Source organism: Actinomadura sp. K4S16, assembly GCF_008327685.1.
Classification (GTDB): Bacteria; Actinomycetota; Actinomycetes; order Streptosporangiales; family Streptosporangiaceae; genus Spirillospora.
The window spans coordinates 132,992-149,360 of the sequence record NZ_BDDE01000024.1 but is presented as its reverse complement, the minus strand read 5'-3'; the positions used below and the strand labels follow the sequence as shown (position 1 = coordinate 149,360).

General features: G+C 72.1%; 16 protein-coding genes. 9 read left to right on the top strand and 7 right to left on the bottom strand.

Features of this window, described 5'->3' with window-relative positions; translation table 11 throughout:
• Nucleotides 1–239 precede the first annotated feature (239 nt).
• From K4S16_RS36610 to K4S16_RS36600, 3 genes are all read left to right on the top strand, one after another.
• Complete coding sequence (locus K4S16_RS36610; protein ID WP_149263661.1) at nt 240–1,727, top strand: hypothetical protein; 1,488 nt, start codon at nt 240–242, stop codon at nt 1,725–1,727.
• A gap of 74 nt (nt 1,728–1,801) precedes the next feature.
• Nucleotides 1,802–2,950: a CaiB/BaiF CoA-transferase family protein gene (locus K4S16_RS36605; RefSeq protein ID WP_149263660.1), complete on the top strand. Its 1,149-nt coding sequence runs from the start codon at nt 1,802–1,804 to the stop codon at nt 2,948–2,950.
• A gap of 249 nt (nt 2,951–3,199) precedes the next feature.
• Nucleotides 3,200–4,057 (top strand): alpha/beta fold hydrolase, encoded by an 858-nt coding sequence (locus K4S16_RS36600; RefSeq protein WP_149263659.1) that lies wholly within the window; start codon nt 3,200–3,202, stop codon nt 4,055–4,057.
• 108 nt (nt 4,058–4,165) lie between these two features.
• On the opposite strand, the gene K4S16_RS36595 is transcribed toward K4S16_RS36600, so the two are convergent.
• Nucleotides 4,166–5,305, bottom strand: coding sequence for an acyl-CoA dehydrogenase family protein (locus K4S16_RS36595; protein ID WP_149263658.1), 1,140 nt, complete (start codon nt 5,303–5,305; stop codon nt 4,166–4,168).
• Nucleotides 5,306–5,352: 47 nt separating this feature from the next.
• Nucleotides 5,353–6,030: a TetR/AcrR family transcriptional regulator gene (locus K4S16_RS36590; protein WP_149263657.1), complete on the bottom strand. Its 678-nt coding sequence runs from the start codon at nt 6,028–6,030 to the stop codon at nt 5,353–5,355.
• 80 nt (nt 6,031–6,110) lie between these two features.
• On the opposite strand from K4S16_RS36590, the gene K4S16_RS44685 reads away from it, so the two are divergent.
• Both K4S16_RS44685 and K4S16_RS44680 read left to right on the top strand, forming a co-directional pair.
• A complete protein-coding gene (locus tag K4S16_RS44685) occupies nt 6,111–6,434 on the top strand; it encodes a hypothetical protein (protein ID WP_160161156.1) in 324 nt (107 codons plus the stop codon).
• Nucleotides 6,431–6,580 (top strand): hypothetical protein, encoded by a 150-nt coding sequence (locus K4S16_RS44680; RefSeq protein WP_160161155.1) that lies wholly within the window; start codon nt 6,431–6,433, stop codon nt 6,578–6,580. The genes K4S16_RS44685 and K4S16_RS44680 overlap by 4 nt, the downstream gene beginning before the upstream one ends.
• A 25-nt stretch (nt 6,581–6,605) precedes the next feature.
• Here K4S16_RS44680 and K4S16_RS36580 read toward each other — a convergent pair whose 3' ends face one another.
• The 5 genes from K4S16_RS36580 to K4S16_RS36560 form a co-directional block, all read right to left on the bottom strand.
• On the bottom strand, nt 6,606–7,859 hold the full coding sequence (locus tag K4S16_RS36580; protein ID WP_149263655.1) for an aspartate aminotransferase family protein: 1,254 nt from the start codon (nt 7,857–7,859) through the stop codon (nt 6,606–6,608).
• A 93-nt stretch (nt 7,860–7,952) separates the two neighbouring features.
• A complete protein-coding gene (locus K4S16_RS36575) occupies nt 7,953–8,612 on the bottom strand; it encodes a GntR family transcriptional regulator (RefSeq protein WP_149263654.1) in 660 nt (219 codons plus the stop codon).
• 23 nt (nt 8,613–8,635) lie between these two features.
• A complete protein-coding gene (locus K4S16_RS36570; RefSeq protein WP_149263653.1) occupies nt 8,636–9,409 on the bottom strand; it encodes a maleate cis-trans isomerase in 774 nt (257 codons plus the stop codon).
• Between the two features lie 35 nt (nt 9,410–9,444).
• Nucleotides 9,445–10,206 carry an Asp/Glu racemase gene (locus K4S16_RS36565; protein WP_149263652.1) on the bottom strand — a complete coding sequence of 254 codons (762 nt, stop codon included), beginning with the start codon at nt 10,204–10,206 and terminating at the stop codon, nt 9,445–9,447.
• Nucleotides 10,207–10,222: 16 nt separating this feature from the next.
• Nucleotides 10,223–10,705 carry a DUF3830 family protein gene (locus tag K4S16_RS36560; RefSeq protein ID WP_141587347.1) on the bottom strand — a complete coding sequence of 161 codons (483 nt, stop codon included), beginning with the start codon at nt 10,703–10,705 and terminating at the stop codon, nt 10,223–10,225.
• A 306-nt stretch (nt 10,706–11,011) separates the two neighbouring features.
• On the opposite strand from K4S16_RS36560, the gene K4S16_RS36555 reads away from it, so the two are divergent.
• From K4S16_RS36555 to K4S16_RS36540, 4 genes are all read left to right on the top strand, one after another.
• Nucleotides 11,012–12,016, top strand: a complete 1,005-nt coding sequence (locus K4S16_RS36555) for a D-2-hydroxyacid dehydrogenase (protein WP_149263650.1) — start codon at nt 11,012–11,014, stop codon at nt 12,014–12,016.
• 29 nt (nt 12,017–12,045) lie between these two features.
• Nucleotides 12,046–13,455: an amidase gene (locus tag K4S16_RS36550; protein ID WP_149263649.1), complete on the top strand. Its 1,410-nt coding sequence runs from the start codon at nt 12,046–12,048 to the stop codon at nt 13,453–13,455.
• A gap of 409 nt (nt 13,456–13,864) precedes the next feature.
• A complete protein-coding gene (locus K4S16_RS36545; protein WP_149263648.1) occupies nt 13,865–15,850 on the top strand; it encodes a hypothetical protein in 1,986 nt (661 codons plus the stop codon).
• Nucleotides 15,816–16,283, top strand: coding sequence for a hypothetical protein (locus K4S16_RS36540; protein WP_149263647.1), 468 nt, complete (start codon nt 15,816–15,818; stop codon nt 16,281–16,283). Before K4S16_RS36545 ends, K4S16_RS36540 begins: the two co-directional genes overlap by 35 nt.
• Nucleotides 16,284–16,369: the final 86 nt, after the last annotated feature.

Sequence of the window (16,369 nt, the reverse complement as noted above, 5' to 3'; positions counted from 1 at the left end):
CGGGAAGGCCCGACCCGGCCGCCGCCCAGCACCCTTGACGGAAATGAGATGACATTTCCATTGCCCCGGTTAATCGTTGTGCCAATTGCGCTCCAGTACCGGCCCTCTTCGTCCTAACCTCGGGATTCGCGACGAAGGAACTGCCCCAGAGGGAGTGGCCCGCCGTGACGGACGAAGTCATGACAAATCCGCACGAGGAAGCACCGCCATCCGAAACGGCTTATGGGGAACTTGTGCGGATGGCGTATTTCGTTCTGCCGGGGCGGGGAAAGCGCGTCTACCGGCTGGCGATCGCCCGCCGGATCGTGGACTCCACCGCGCGCGGCGCCCGCGACCGCTCGGCCGCCGGGCACGCACGCCGCCGCACCCGGGTGCTGCGCCGGGCACTGCGCCCGCCCCGCCGGCTCCAGATCGGGCTCGGCCCGTGGCTGCGCGCGCTGCCCGCGCGGCTGCCCGACCCCGCGCTGACCGCGGCGCTGTCCCGGCTCGACCCGCACGTGCGCGTCGCCTACGTCCTGCGGAACGTGGAGGGGATGCCCCGCTACGCCGTCCGGGACCAGCTGATCGAGCTGCGGGTGCGCGACCCCTTGCCGGTGATCCGCGCCGCCGAGGCCGTCGAGGTGCCGGTGCCCCGCCGCGCCGACCGGTTCGAGCCGGCGCTGCTGCGCCCCGTCCGCACCCGCTCGGTGCTCCCGCTCGCGGCCGCGGTCGTCCTCACCGCCGCGCTGGTCGGCGCGCTGCTCACCACCGAGCGGGAGGGCGCGCGCGAGGCGTCCGCCCGCGGCCTGAGCCTCGCCGCCGCGGCGCCGGACGCCTGGACGCGCGGCGCCCGCTCCCTCGACGTCTGGCCCGCCCGCGGCGACCTCGCCGGCGACCGGGCCTTCACCCGGCGCGCCGCCGACGCGTGGGCGGCCGCGCCCGGGGGCCGCCGCCCCGACAGCGGCGCCGCGCAGCTCCTGTACGCCGGCCGGCTCGACGGCGCGCCTCTCGCGGTGATGCGCAGCGGCGGCCGCCTGGCCCGCTACGCCTCCGGCCGCGTCGACGTGGCCGCGATCGGCACCGACCCGTCCGCGCCGATCGCCCTCGGCGGCGGCCGCTACCTCCTCGCGCCCTGGGACGCCCGGCCGGAGACCTTCGCCGGACGGCGGCTCGCCACGTCCGGCGGCGTGACGGACCCGGTCCGCCCCGGCACCGGCTGCGGCCGGGGCCCGCTCTTCCACCTCGGCTCGCGGACGGTCGGCGACCTCGGCGGCGCGCGCGCCGCCGTCCTCGGACACCGCGCGCCGGACCGGCGCCCGGGAGGCCGGGACCGCCCCGCCGTCCTCGGCCGCACCGCCCGGTCGTTCTGGAAGAAGCTGGCCTGCGCCGTGCCCGCGGCGTCCCGGCCCGTCTCGGCGGCGATGGCGTTCGACTTCTGGTCGGGGACGCTGCCGCACGGCGGGCGGCACGCCGACTGGGCCTGCACCCGGTTCGCCTACGCCGACGGCGGCGCCGCCGCCTTCGCGACCCTGCTCGCGGTGGAGAGCCGGGCGACGGGCGCCTGCGACGTCCAGCGGCCGGTGAGCGGGACGTGGTGGCGCGCGCCGTCGGGCCGCTGGTACTACCTGGCGGCGGCGGGGCGCGGTCTCGTCCCGCACGCCGAGGGGGTCCGGCGGCCGGTGACGCGCGACCGCCTCCTCGTCGCCGGCGGTGCCCCCGGTACCCCCGTCACCCCGACCGCCCGTTAGGGCGGGCCGGTCAGCATCCGCTTACCCTGATCGGGCACACTGAGGGGAACCGAACCAGATTCAGGGAGTCGCAGATGGGCAAGGGGCCGCTCTCCGGAGTACGCGTGATCGAACTGGCCGGGATCGGGCCGGGGCCGTTCGCCGCGATGCTGCTGGCCGACCTCGGCGCCGACGTGATCCGCGTCGACCGGGCGTCCGCCGTCCGGGACGGCGAGACCGCCGGCGGCACCGACTTCACCAACCGCGGCAAGCGGTCGATCGCCGTCGACCTCAAGAGCGAGGGCGGCAGGGAGGTCGTCCTGCGCCTGGTGGAGAAGTCCGACGTCCTGATCGAGGGGTTCCGCCCCGGCGTCACCGAGCGCCTCGGCATCGGCCCGGACAACTGCCTGGCCCGCAACCCCCGCCTCGTCTACGGGCGGATGACCGGCTGGGGGCAGGAGGGGCCGCTGTCGCACACGGCGGGCCACGACGTCGGCTACATCGCGATCACCGGCGCCCTGCACGCCATCGGCCGCGCCGGCGGCCCGCCGCAGGTCCCGATGAACCTGCTCGGCGACTTCGCGGGCGGCAGCATGTACCTCGTCACCGGCGTCCTCGCGGCCCTGCTCGAGACGCGGGCGAGCGGGCGCGGCCAGGTCGTCGACGCCGCCATCGTGGACGGCACCGCCCACCTGTCCACCTTCATCCACGGCTTCCTCGCGGGCGGCATCTGGGAGGACCGCCGCGGCGTCAACATGCTCGACACCGGCGCCCCCTGGTACGACGTCTACGAGACCTCCGACGGCCGCCACATGGCGGTCGGCGCCATCGAGCCGCAGTTCTACGCCGAGTTCCTCCGCCGCCTCGGCCTCGACGGGGACGACGACCTCCCCGCCCAGTACGACCGCGAGCGCTGGCCCGCCATGCGCGAGCGCTTCGCCGCCGCCTTCCGCACGAAGACCCGCGACGAGTGGACGGAGGCGTTCGTCCCCAGCGACGCCTGCGTGGCCCCCGTCCTGTCGCTGGCCGAGGCCGCCGAGCACCCGTACAACACCTCCCGCGAGGTCTTCCCCGAACTCGCCGGCCACCGCCAGCCCGCCCCCGCCCCCCGCTTCTCCCGGACCCCCACCGGGACCGACGGAGTCCCCGTCCTCCCCGGCGGCCAGACCAGGGCCGTGCTGGACGACCTCGGCTTCGACGACGCCGAGGCCCTCCTCAAGGAAGGCGCCGTCGCCCAGGCGTGACCGCCCCGGTGGCCGTCCCCGCGCCGTCCCGCCCGGGCACGGCCACCGGAGCCGATGAACGCAGGCCGCGCCGCCCGTGCGCGGGCGGATAGTTAATCGGCTGACAATTCCCTCGCGGTAACCGGCGGTCATTCCACAAGACCGCGCCGGAACGCGGCCGTACGTTGTGGGCACTCCACCCCGACAGCACGACGACGGTAAAGGCCGGACGCCGGCCCTGTTCGCCGTGCCCGCAAAAGGGAGATGCCCATGCGTTTCAAACGGCTCCGCTCGTGGGCGGTCATCACCGCGGCCATTCCCGCCGCACTCGGCCTGACCGGGGCGGTCGCCCCCGCGGCGCACGCCGAGACGAGCCCGGAAGGGGCGAACGACTGGAACTGCAGACCCTCGTTCCCGCATCCCCGCCCCGTAGTGCTCGTGCACGGCACTTTCGAGAACATGGCGTTCAACTGGCAGAAGCTCTCGCCGGCGCTGAAGAAGGCCGGGTACTGCGTCTACGCCCTCAATTACGGCGGCCCGAAGGACGGCCCCATCCAGGGGATCAACGACATTCCCACGTCGGCCGGTGAGCTGTCGGCGTTCGTCGACAAGGTCATGGCCTCCACCGGGGCGTCCAAGGTCGACATCGTCGGGCACTCGCAGGGCGGCATGATGCCGCGGTACTACATGAAGTTCCTCGGCGGCGCCGCGAAGGTGAACAAGCTGGTCGGCATCGTGCCGTCCAACCACGGCACCAACATGTCCGGGCTGGTGGAGCTGGGCACCCTGCTCGGCATCACGCAGGAGGTCGTGAAGGCCGCGCCGGCGGCCGGCCAGCAGATCGTCGACTCGGACTTCCTGAAGAAGCTGAACGGGGGCGGCGACACCGTGCCCGGCCCGACCTACATCGTGCTGTCCACCAAGTACGACGAGGTCGTCACGCCCTACACCTCGGAGTTCCTCAACGGCTCCAACGCGCAGAACGTCCTGCTGCAGGACAAGTGCCCGAACGACACCAACGCGCACGTCGGCATCGCCTTCGACCCGGTGATGATCAAGTTCGTGCTGAACTCGCTCGACATCTGGGGCCCGTACTGGCCCATCGACTGCGCGAAGCCCCTCGGCTGACCCGTGCGGCGCCCGGCGGGTCTCCCCTCTCACCGCCGGGCGCCGCCGCGCCGCGGACCGTGCCACCGGCCGCGCCGCGGCGATGTCACAGGCCGCGCCGCGGCGGCGTCACAGGCCGAGGCGCTTGGCGGCGATCTCGTTCATGATCTCGTTGGTGCCGCCGCCGATGCCGAGGATGCGGGCGTCGCGGTAGTGGCGCTCCACCTCGGACTCGCGCATGTAGCCCATCCCGCCGTGCAGCTGGACGGCCTCGTGCACCACGTGCTCGCAGGCGAGGACGGCGGTGTTCTTGGCGTAGGCCGTCTCGGTGAGGACGTCCTCCCCGGCCGCGTGCCGCTCGGCGACCGCGCGGGTGTAGGTGCGGGCGACGTCGGTCCGCCGCGCCATCTCGGCGATCTTGTGCCGGACGAGCTGCCGGGAGGCGAGCGGGCGGCCGAACGTCTCCCGGTCCCGGACCCAGGCCAGGGTGAGGTCCAGGCAGCGCTGCGCCGTCGCGTACGCCTGGACGGCCAGCGACAGCCGCTCGGTCACGAAGTTCTGGACGATCTGCAGGAATCCGCTGTTCTCCGCGCCGACGAGGTTGGCCGCGGGAACGCGGACGCCGTCGAACGACAGCTCCGCGGTGTCGGAGCAGAGCCAGCCCATCTTGCGCAGCGGCGCGGAGACGGTGAAGCCCGGGGTGCCCTTCTCCACGACCAGCAGGGAGATGCCGTCGAAGCCGGGCCCGCCCGTCCGCACCGCCGTGGTGACGAAGTCCGCCCGCACGCCCGAGGTGATGAACAGCTTGGCGCCGTCGACGACGTAGTGCCCGCCGTCGCGGACGGCGGTGGTGCGGATGCCCGCGACGTCCGATCCGGTGCCGGGCTCGGTCGCGCCGAGCGCGCCGATCTTCTCCCCGGCGAGCGTCGGCCGCGCGAACCTGTCGATCAGCGCCGCGTCCCCGGAGGCGATGATGTGGGGGAGCGCGATCCCGTGCGTGAACAGGGAGGCGACCACGCCGCCCGACCCGCCCGCCTGGATGATCTCCTCGGCGACGATCAGCGCGTCGAGCAGCCCCCCGCCGGACCCGCCGGCCTCCTCCGGGAACCCGGCCCCTAGCAGTCCCGCCTCGGCGGCCCGGACGTGCAGGGACCGGGGCAGCTCGCCCGCGTCCTCCCAGTCGGCGACGAAGGGCGCGATCTCCCGCGCGGTGAAGTCGCGGACGAGGGCGCGCAGCGCCGCCCGTTCCGGGGTCTGCCAGGAATCCACCGCGCCTCCTCGTACAGAACGAGGTTCGGAATCTAGCAGGCGGCGCGTCAGTCCCCGGCGCGCAGGTCCTCCGGGTCGGACGGCGCGGGCAGGTCCCCCGCGGGGACGCCGGTCAGCTCGCTGACGTGCCGGCGCAGTACGGCCCGCAGCTCCGCCGGGCCGGTGGCGTCGGGCCGCAGGACGGCGTGGGAGGTCAGCCCGTCCACCAGCGCGTGCACCCGCGCGGCCTCGACCTCGACGTCCAGTCCGGGGCGCAGGGCGCCGGCGCGGCGGGCCGCCCGCAGGACCCGGCTCGCGATCGAGCGCAGGTCGTCGTGCATCTCCCGGGCCAGCGGGCCCAGCTCGGGACGGGTGCGGGCGCCGGTGGTGAACGCCAGCCACACCTCGGCCTCCTCGCGCCGCTCGGCGTCCAGCGGCAGCAGTTCGGCGAACAGCGCCTCCATGGCCGCCGCGTGCTCGGCGGGCGGTGCGGCGGGGCCGGGGTCCGCGAGCCGGGCCGCGCGCAGCCGCAGCCGCTCGCCGGCCCGCTCGGCGAACGTGCGCATCGCGAAGATCATGATTTCGGCCTGGCCGTCGAAGTAGTGCCGGACCGATCCGATGGCCAGGCCCGCCTCGGCGGCGACGGTGCGCAGCGACGCCTGGTCCAGCCCGTCCCGGCGCACGACGCGGAACACGGCCTCGGCCACCTCGCGGCGGCGGGTCTCGGCATCGACGATCTTCGGCACCGCTCTTTTATAGCACGCCCATGCTACAGTCGTATTTAGCACGAGCCTGCCAAATAAGTTCGACCGAAGGGGAGGCCGACATGGACGAAGTGATGAACATCCTGCTGATCCGCTTCGCGATCATCGTCGCCGGGATCGCGCTGCTGGTCGTGGCGGTGTTCAGTGTGGCGATCATGCTGAAGCGCCGCGGCCGGCTCGGCCGGGCCCGGGGCCTGGTCGAACCGGTCCTGCGCGCCTGGGCCGACCGCCCGGCGGCCGGCCCGGACCCGCGCCGGAACGCGGGCCGCGGCGGCCTCGACGCGCGGCGCGGCGGCGGCCGGTCCGAACTCGGCCGGCTCGCCGTCCGCGGCGCCCTGCACTACCTCGACCGGAGCGAGACCCGACGGACGGGAGGGGGCCGGTGACCCCGGCCGCCGACGACGCGGACGTGGTGATCGGCCTTCTCGTGGACCGGCTGATCAAGGGCGGGATCGTCGTGGCCGCCCTCGTCGTGGTCGTGGTCGCCCTCACCGTCGTCTACCGCAGGACCGGCCCGAAGGACCGGCCCTGACGGTGGGACTCCGCGTCGGCGCGGACTAGCCGACGGCGTCGGCGACGGCCTCGGCCCACAGGGCCAGGCCGTCGTCGATCTGGTCGCCGGTGATGACCAGCGGCGGGATCATCCGGACGACGTTGCCGTACGCGCCGCAGGTCAGCAGCAGGAGCCCGCGCTCGGCGGCGGCCGCGTGCGCCCGCGCCGCGGCGGCGGGGTCGGGCTCGCCGTCCGGCGTGGTGAACTCGCTGGCCTGCATGAGCCCGAGCCCGCGCACGTCGCCGATCGCCGGGTGGTCGGCGGCGACCTTGCGGAGCCCGTCGTTGAGCCGCGCGCCCTGCAGGGCGGAGTTGCCGACGAGGTCCTCGTCGGCGATGACCTGCAGGGTGGCGAGCGCGGCGGCGCACGAGACGGCGTTGCCTCCGTACGTGCCGCCCTGCGACCCGGGGCGGGCCTTGGCCATCAGCGTCTCGGGCGCGGCGATCGCCGACAGCGGGAACCCGCTCGCCAGGCCCTTGGCCGTGATCAGGACGTCGGGGCGCGCGGCCGAGTGCTCGTGGCCCCAGAACCGGCCCGTCCGCCCGTACCCGGTCTGCACCTCGTCGACGACCAGCAGGATGCCGTGCCGGTCGGCGCGCTCGCGCAGCCCCTCCAGGAACGCGGGGGGCGCGGGGATGTAGCCGCCCTCGCCGAGCACCGGCTCGACCACGAACGCGGCCGTGTCGGACGCCGGGCTCGCGGTGACGAGCAGGTAGTCGAGCTCACGCAGCGCGAACCGCGTCGCCTCCTCCTCCGACCACCCGTACCGGTACGCCTGCGGGAACGGCGCGATGGCGGCGCCCGGCATCAGCGGGCCGATCCCGGCGCGGAACTTCGTGCCCGCCGTGGTGAGGGCGGCGGCGCCCATCGTCCGGCCGTGGAAGGAGCCGTGGAAGACGACGATGTTCTGCCGGCCGGTGGCGTGCCGGGCGAGCCGGATGGCCGCCTCGACGGCCTCGCTGCCGCTGTTGAGGAAGAACAGCGAGTCCAGGCCCTCCGGCAGCACCTCGCCGAGCGCCTCGGTCAGCCGCAGCAGCGGCCGGTGCATGACGGTCGTGTACTGGCCGTGGATGAGCGTGCCCACCTGCTGCTGCGCGGCCTCGACCACGCGCGGGTGGCAGTGGCCGGTGTTCACGACGCCGATGCCCGCGGTGAAGTCCAGGTGCCTGCGGCCCTCGGCGTCGTAGAGGTACACGCCCTCGCCGCGCTCGGCAAGGACGGGGGTGGCCTGCTTGAGCAGGGGAGACAGCGTCGCCATGGCGTCCCTCCGGTAGATTGTCGACAATCTGCAATCTAGGTGGCCCCGGGCCGGTTGTCCAGCGGGGCCGTTCCTCTGTGGCGGCGCCGGAAGCTAGGACTCGCGGAGCCGGGTGATGGAGTCGGTCATGTGCTCCTCGATGAGGGTGAGCAGGCGCTCCTCCTCGCCGTCGCCGATCGCGTCGACGAGCCGCCGGTGCTCCTCGACGAGGTCGGCGGGCTCGGGGTAGGTGTCCTGGAGGGCGTTCAGGCACATGCGCGTCTCCACCAGCAGCGTGTGCGCCATCCGCTCCAGCCGCGGGCTGCCCGACGAGCTGACCAGCACCTCGTGGAACGCCTGGTCGGCATCGCTCATCGCGACCCGGTCGCGCTGGCGGGCCGCGGCCACGAGCGCCTCCAGGGCCTCGGTGAGCCGGGCCACCGCCTCGCCCCGGTTGCGCTCCATGATCAGCCGGCAGGCCTCGCGCTCGATCGCGAGCCGGGCGAGGTAGACGTCCTCGACGTCCCCCTCGTCCAGCGTGATCACGAACAGTCCGCGGTGCGGCTCGCTGACGAGCAGCCCCTCCTGGACGAGCCGCTGCATGGCCTCGCGCAGCGGTCCGCGGCTGATGCCGAGGCGCGCGGCGAGGTCGGCCTCGCCGAGCTGCGCGCCGGGCTCCAGCGACCCGTACATGATCGCCGAGCGGAGCTCGTCCGAGACGATCTCCACCGTCGACTTGCGGGGAACAGGCTCCAGCTCACCCAGTCGGCCCATGCGCGGTTCCCTTTCGTCTCTATTCAGATTTGCCATGCATGTCGTCCCCGCAGGGGGACCGCGGCGGGGACGGCGAAGAGCCGGCCCAGCCCGGTGCGCGGCGGGAGCCCGTCGGGCCCCGACGCGAGTCGCAGCCCCTCCCAGACGCTCACCTGGTTGGCGGTCAGCACCGGCTTGCCGACCCGCGCCTCCAGCTTGTCGAGCCAGGCGACGGTGTGCAGCGCGGTGTCGGGCACCAGCACCGCCTCGGCGTCCGGATGGTCGTTGGCCGCGACGAACGCCAGCACCTCGTCGCGGCCGAGGGTGCCGACCTCGGCGGCGGTGACGATGCCCCGGCAGGACAGCGCCACCACCTCGATGCCGGCGCAGGCGAGGAACGCGACGAACCGCTCGGCGACGTCGGCCGGATAGGTCGCCGCGACCGCGACGCGGGTCACGCCCAGTGCCTGCGCCGCGTGCACGAACGCGAACGACGTGCTGGAGGCGGGCACGCCCGCCGCCTCGCGGACGCCCGCGACCTGCTGCGCGGCGCCGTCCCAGCCGAACACGAAGCTTCCGCTGGTGCACGCCCACACGGCGGCCTTCACGCCGTGTTCGCGCAGGGTACGGGCGCCGTCTCCGAGCACGTCGGCGCCGCCGATGTCCAGCAGCGCGTCGACGCGGTGCGCGTCCTCGCGCATGAGCGTGTGCACGACCGGGAGGCTGACCTCTCCCAGGGCGCGCTCGATGGTGGGGTAGTCGTCCTCGGCGCTGTAGCCGGGGTAGAGGAACCCCGCGCGCAACCCGTTCTGGCGCATGTTGTCGACAATCCTACCTTTGGGGATCATGGCGGCTAGGCCGCCGTGAAGGGAGCGAGCCCGACCAGGGACTGTCCGGGACCGGACGCCGAACGCCCCATGGCGCGCAGCGCCGAGCACATCGTCACCTGGTTGGCGGTGAGCACCGGCTTGCCGATCATCTGCTCCAGCGGTGCGATGATGTCGTACGTCGGGACGTTCGTGCAGCTGATGAAGACGGCCTCGGCCTCCGGGTGGTCGACCGCCGACACCGCCGACACGATCTCGCCGTAGCCGACCTTCCAGATGTGGCTGAGCAGGCCCAGCCCGACCGAGGACACCACCTCGATGCCGTGCTCGCCGAGGAACGACACGAGCCGGTCGGTGACGGCGTCGATGTAGGGCGTGACGACCGCGATCCGCCGGGCGCCGAGGAGCCCGAGCGACTCCACCAGCGCGCCGGAGGTCGTCGTCGAGACCGGCGCGCCGGCCTGGAGCATCGACTGGTGCAACTGGATCTCGCCCGCCTTGCCGCGGATGAAGCTGCCCGACGCGCACGCGTAGGCGACGGCGAGCGGCTCCGGGGCGAGGACGTCGCGGGTCGCCTGCCGGACGATCGACTGGTCCGACAGGGCGGAGGCCATCTCCACCGTGACCGGGACCGGCACGTACGGCAGGCGGGTCATGAACAGGGACACGTCGTCGGGCGTCCAGCGCCACAGCTCCCTGTCGAGGGCGAAGTCGAACGGCGCGACCACCCCGATGCCGTGCTGGGCGAGCAGCTCTGGGCCGACGACCAGCGAGGGGTCGAATGTCATCTGCGCGGCCGCCACTCTAGGACTCTGCGCGCGCGTAGAGGAGGCGTTCGCCGACGCCGCCCGACCGCCACACGTCGTTGCACGCCTCGGCCATGCGGTCGAGGCCGTCGACGATCGTCGCGTAGACGTTGCCGGGGACCCAGCCGACGTCCCCGTTCAGCAGCAGGTTGTTGCGGCCGTAGAAGATCGCGAGGTCGATGACGCCGGGCAGCGCGTGGATGTTCTTCTCCTCCTTGAACTTCCGGTCGAGCATCCCGCCGGGGAAGGAGAAGTAGACGACGTCGCCCGGGATCGGGGTGACGGTGGGGTTCTCCAGGCCGATCTCTTCCTCGGAGAACCGTTCGACCATCGTGTACACCTCGTTGCGGGCGTACTTGGCGTGGTACGCCTCGCCGCCGAGGGGTAGAGCGTTCCAGACCGCCTCGCAGGTGCGCGGCGCGTCCTTCTCGAGAAGCTCCGCGACGCACGACACGCCGCGGCGCTCCAGAGTGATGGTCATGAGCTTGGGCATGCTGACCTCCCCGTGAACAGGGGTGGGCGAGAGCGTCGCCACCCGAAGGACTCTCCATGTTCGTGGGGGGTCGTCCCCCCACACCCCCGAACGGGGGCTGTTAGAGCGCTCTGGGATCCGTCCTGGCCCTGCTGGGCAGCGGTTGCGACGGTCTTGCAGCACATGTCCCATTGCGGTGACCGAGGCCGCAGTGCACCGCGTTGATTGTTGACAATCCTACGAACGCTTCCTAGCGTGTCAATGCCTCCCGCCGTTGCCTTCTCGTAAACTCCGCACACCCCGGAAGTGACGCCGATGGACCCTGCCCAGCCCGCATCCGGCAACCCGCCTGACGTGGTGGTACTCGTGGGCGACGTCCATCCGCGCGGCATGGAGGAGGCGGAGCGCCTCGCGCGCGTCCGTTACGTGCGCGAAACAGAGCTGGCCGAGGCGCTTCCCGAGGCCGATGTTCTGTTCATGTGGGATTTTCTCTCGGACGCCCTGGCCGGTGCGTGGCCCCGGACCGGCGGGCCCGGATGGGTCCACATCGCCAGTGCCGGCGTCGACCGCCTGATGTTCCCCGGGCTCGTCCGCAGTGACACTGTTGTCACCAACTCGCGCGGCGTCTTCGACGAGCCCATCGCAGAATACGTGCTCGGGCTGGTGCTCGCGTTCGCCAAGGACCTGCACACCACCTTCCGGCTGCAGGGCGAGCGGCGCTGGCGGCACCGCGAGACCGAGCGGATCACCGGCGCCCGCGCGCTGGTCGTCGGCACCGGGCCGATCGGCCGCGCGATCGGCCGCCGGCTGTCGGCTGCCGGCCTCGCCGTCACCGGCGTCGGGCGCACCGCCCGCGACGAGGACCCCGACCTCGGCGCCGTCCGCCCGATGGACCGGCTCGGCGAGGAGCTCCCCGCCGCCGACTACGTCGTGCTGGCCGCGCCCCTCACCCCGCAGACCCGCGGCATGATCGACGCCGCCGCGCTGGAGCGGATGCGGCCGTCCGCGCGGCTGATCAACGTCGGGCGCGGCGCCCTCGTGGCCGAGTCGGACCTGGTCAAGGCGCTGCGGGCGGGCCGGATCGCGGGCGCCGCGCTCGACGTCTTCGAGGACGAGCCGCTCCCGCCGTCCTCGCCGCTGTGGGAGATGCCGGGCGTCATCGTCTCGCCGCACATGTCCGGCGACGTGGTCGGCTGGCGGGACGAGCTGGTCCGGCTGTTCGTCGACAACCTCGGCCGCCGCGTGGCCGGCCGTCCCCTGCGCAACGTCGTGGACAAGGGGCTCGGCTACGTGGGCTCGGAGCCGGCCGGCCCGCGGTAGCGGGCCGCATCACACCAGAGGGGGCAACCATGGCCGATGCGGCCGACCTGACCGCGACCGAACTGCTCGCGGAGTACCGGGCCGGGGCGCTGTCCCCGGTCGAGGCCGCCGGGGCCGTCCTCGCCCGGATCGAGCGGGACGACCCCGAGCTCAACGCGTTCTGCCTCGTCGACGAGGAGACCACCCTCGACATGGCGCGCGCGGCGACCGAGCGGTGGCGGCGCGGCGCGACGCTCGGGCCGCTGGACGGCGTGCCCGTCTCCATCAAGGACGTCCTGCTCACCCGGGGCTGGCCGACGCTGCGCGGCTCCCGGACGATCGACCCCGCCCGCCCGTGGGACGAGGACTCGCCGTCCGTCGCCCGCCTGCGCGAGCAGGGCGCGGTGTTCGTCGGCAAGACGACGACGCCGGAGTTCGCGTGGAAGGGCGTCACCGACAACCCGCTGACCGGCGTCACCCGCAACCCGTGGGACCCCTCCCGCACGCCGGGCGGGTCGAGCGGCGGCGCGGCGGCGGCGGTCGCGGCGGGCATGGCGCCGCTCGCCCTCGGCACCGACGGCGGCGGCTCGGTGCGCATCCCCGCCGCGTTCACCGGCACCTTCACGATCAAGCCGACTTACGGCCGCATCCCGCACTACCCGGCGAGCCCGTTCGGGACGCTCGCGCACACCGGCCCGATGACGAACACCGTGGCCGACGCGGCGCTGCTGCTCGACGCCGTCAGCGGCGCCGACGCCCGCGACTGGTCGGCGCTGCCGCCGCCGGACGTGGTGTTCGCCGAGGCCGGCGCCCGCCTCGGCCGGGACGACCTGACCGGCCTGCGCGTCGCGTTCAGCCCCGACCTCGGGTTCGCGGAGGTCGACCCGGAGGTCGCGGCGTCCGTCGCGGCCGCCGCCGAGGTCTTCGCCGAGCTCGGCGCCAAGGTCGAGCTGACCGGCCCGGGCTTCGGCGACCCGGTCGAGGAGTTCGAGGTCCTGTGGTTCGCGGGCGCCGCCAAGGTGGTCGAGCACCTGTCGTCCGAGGAGCGCGAACTGCTCGACCCGGGCCTGCGGGAGATCTGCGAGCAGGGCGCGCGCTACTCGGCGCAGGACTACCTGACGGCCACCGCGCGCCGCATGGAGCTTGGCCGCCTGATGGGCCTGTTCCACGAGCGCTACGACCTGCTGCTCACCCCGACGACGCCGATCGCCGCGTTCGAGGTCGGCCTGGAGGTCCCGCCGGGCTCGGCGTCCCCGCGCTGGACGGGCTGGACCCCGTTCACCTACCCGTTCAACATGACCCAGCAGCCCGCGGCGAGCCTGCCGTGCGGCTTCACCTCCGGCGGCCTGCCCGTCGGCCTCCAGGTCGTCGGCGCCCGGCACGCCGACGCCCTGGTGATGGCCGCATGCGCCGCCTACGAGCGCGCCCGCCCGTGGACGAGGTTCACCGGGAGGCGATGACCGCGCGGCCCCGCTGAAGGCGGGCCTCCGCGAGTCGACCGGCCACCCGACGGCGCCGTCACGAGAATCCACGACCGGCGCGAATGACCCGTGCCCAGGTTCGCAAGCCACCATTCCTGCGCGCCGATTTCCTCTGGTGTGCGCGTCGTATTACTTGAAAAGGCCCGTCTGAACCGTTGTTCGTCCTGCCTCGGACGCGAGTGGGAACGAGCTTGCAGTTTTGGAACGGTGAGGCATCGTGAAACGTATGTGAGTTCTGCGGTCTTCGTGTCGCGCACGTGCAAAGTTCGCACGTGCGCGATTACATAGGGGGCGGTGTGGTCCGGGCGTTGGCCCCGCACGTCACGGATACGCCCGGTGAACCGTCCGGCGGGCCGGTTCACCTCCCCCCAATGGAAGGGCTGCGAGCGTGGGCGTGGACAATCCCTCCGGTGGACCGGTCAAGGACCCCGAGACCACCGACAAGCCCGCCCCACCGCGCAACGGCGGCGAGTCACCGTCCACCACTCCCGGAGCGGACGGCAGAACGCCCCGCATCGACAGCCTCAGAGCAGCCGGTTGGACGATCCCTGAGCGGCCGGACACCGACAACGGACAGCAGGGTGACCGCGAGGACCAATCCGGCGAGTCCTCCTCCGCCGCCCCGGCCGGCGAGAAGCCAAAGACCCCCGCCGACCCGTCGCCCGAAACCGACCCCAAGGCCAAGGAGAAGCCGGAGACCGGCGACGCCGAGAGCGGCTCCCAGCCGCCAGACGAACACGCCCATGAGAAGCCCGATCCGGCCCAGACCGGCAACAGCGGCACAGAAGCGGAGAAGTCAGGCCAGGCCAAGCCGGAGGACTCGCGCCAGGACGAGGGTGAGCGCGGCAACGCGGGCCCCGAACCCAAGTCCGGCCGAGCCGAGACCGACGAGACGGGAGGAAAGGACGACCCGGGTAAGGAACCGTCCTCCCAGGACAGCGGCACTACAGCCGACGACCCGGCACCCAGCGGGGAACAAAGCGCCCTTCCGGCAGAAGCGTCTCAGTACCCGCCCGGATCCCGCATGGAAAGCCTCGCCCGCACCCGTGCAGAACAACATGCGAACGCGGAACAAAGGCGCGCCGTGTTCCAGGACACCCAGGCCACCGAGGGCGTCGACAAAACGGCCGCCGGCGAGAACGGTGACGGAGGCGTGCGGCCGGACAGTGAGAACGCGGGGAAGAGCGAGCCCGGACAGGAAGCGCAGCCCCCCGGCAACGAGATACCGACCGGGGGCACGGGCGATTCCGGCGGCGCAGACACGCTCGACGGTTCCGACAAGTCCGAACCACCGACCTCCGGGGAAGGAACCGAGCCCCCCGCGCCAGAGTCCGCACGCCCACAGGACCAGGGCCACGCCCCCCTCCCGCCGCAGGACTCCACCGACTCAGGCGACGCCGGTGGCGATCCGCCCACCGAACCACCAGCGGACGGCATGAAGCCCGCCGACGACCGGGCACCAGACGGACAAGGCGATCCGCCGCCGGGCCCAGAGGGCGACCCACCCCCCGAGCCCACCGCCGAAAATGGTCCCGCCGTTCCCGAACCCGGCCGCGAGGCATCCTCGATCGGCTCGGAGACCATAGACCAAGGCACCGAGCCCCCAGAACCCAAGGCAGACGCCGGAGGCACAGGCAACGAAGCAGACGCCCCGCAACCCAGCGGCGAGACCATTCCCCCGGCTCAAGAAGCCAGCGAGAACACCACACCCCCAGAAGCCCTCGGTGAACAGAGCGACGGCCATGGTAGAAATGCGGAGGGCGACGGTACCGAGTCGGACCCGGAAGGTAATTATGAATCGAAACCGGAAGTCCGCCCCAATCCCATTATTTCCGAGGTGTACACCGACAGCCAAGGCCAGGTACATGTCGAACCCCGGTACGGACGAGAACAGACCCGCGAACCGGGCAGCGAGGTGGCGCGAAACGAACCGGAGACCACAGAACCAGCAGGCCTTCCGACCCGCGAGGACCTCGATCCGGTAGGAGCCAGAGGCGGCGAGCCCGGACGAGGTGAACTCCGCGACCCTGAGGACGATCCCGCGGAGCGGAATCCGGGAGAACCTGCCCCTGAACGCTCCTCGCGCCGAAAAGAGCTTCTGAAAGAGGCCATGGGTGAATCCGAGGATATCGTTGATGTAGGCAATAAGGCAATTGATGGGGCTTTCAAAGCGCTTAAGCCCAAACCTCCTACGGGGCACCCATGCACTGCTCGAGACACCAGCGCCCATATGGATCCCGTGCAGACACCCGCGCAAGCAGGAAGTGCTGCAATCGCACTGATCGGCACCGCAATCGTGGTGACTCAGGCAACACGATGGACCGCCGAAAAGGTTAGAGATGGCAGGAGAAGAGAGAATGCCGACAACAGGTGATCAGGTAGCGACCTTGCATGCTTTGCTTGCCGGACGTCGCGAGGAGCATCGCCAGCTCCTAAACCAGCTTGACCGAGCCGAGGCTAATAAGGGCTACTCCGCACTACTTGCCGCCGGTCTTTTTGAAGCCGTCGAACGTCGTTTTATTGTGGATGGCAAGGTCGCCGATCGCGCCGAAGTCATCGCTTTCGTTGCCTCTGTTCGAGAAAGAGGGGACGAGATGCCCGACCTCATCAATCCAGAGGTGGCCGAACGGATAATTCTCCGAATGCTGGACCAAGGCGGCTCAGTCTCCGGAATCGACGCCGACACCATGATCCGGCACCAGATTATTCTTTTGGCCGGATTGATTGGCGATGCCAATCTCAGTGAATCAGAACTCAATGAGTTCATGCAAAAGATTCGCGTCGATGCGGACGAGTTGCTTGAGTGATGGACTATTCGAAAGTTAGGATTGGCGAGGAGAATATTCTCGCGTTGCGGTCGTTCCTGTTGGAGGGGCCTGAGGCATGGGTGCCG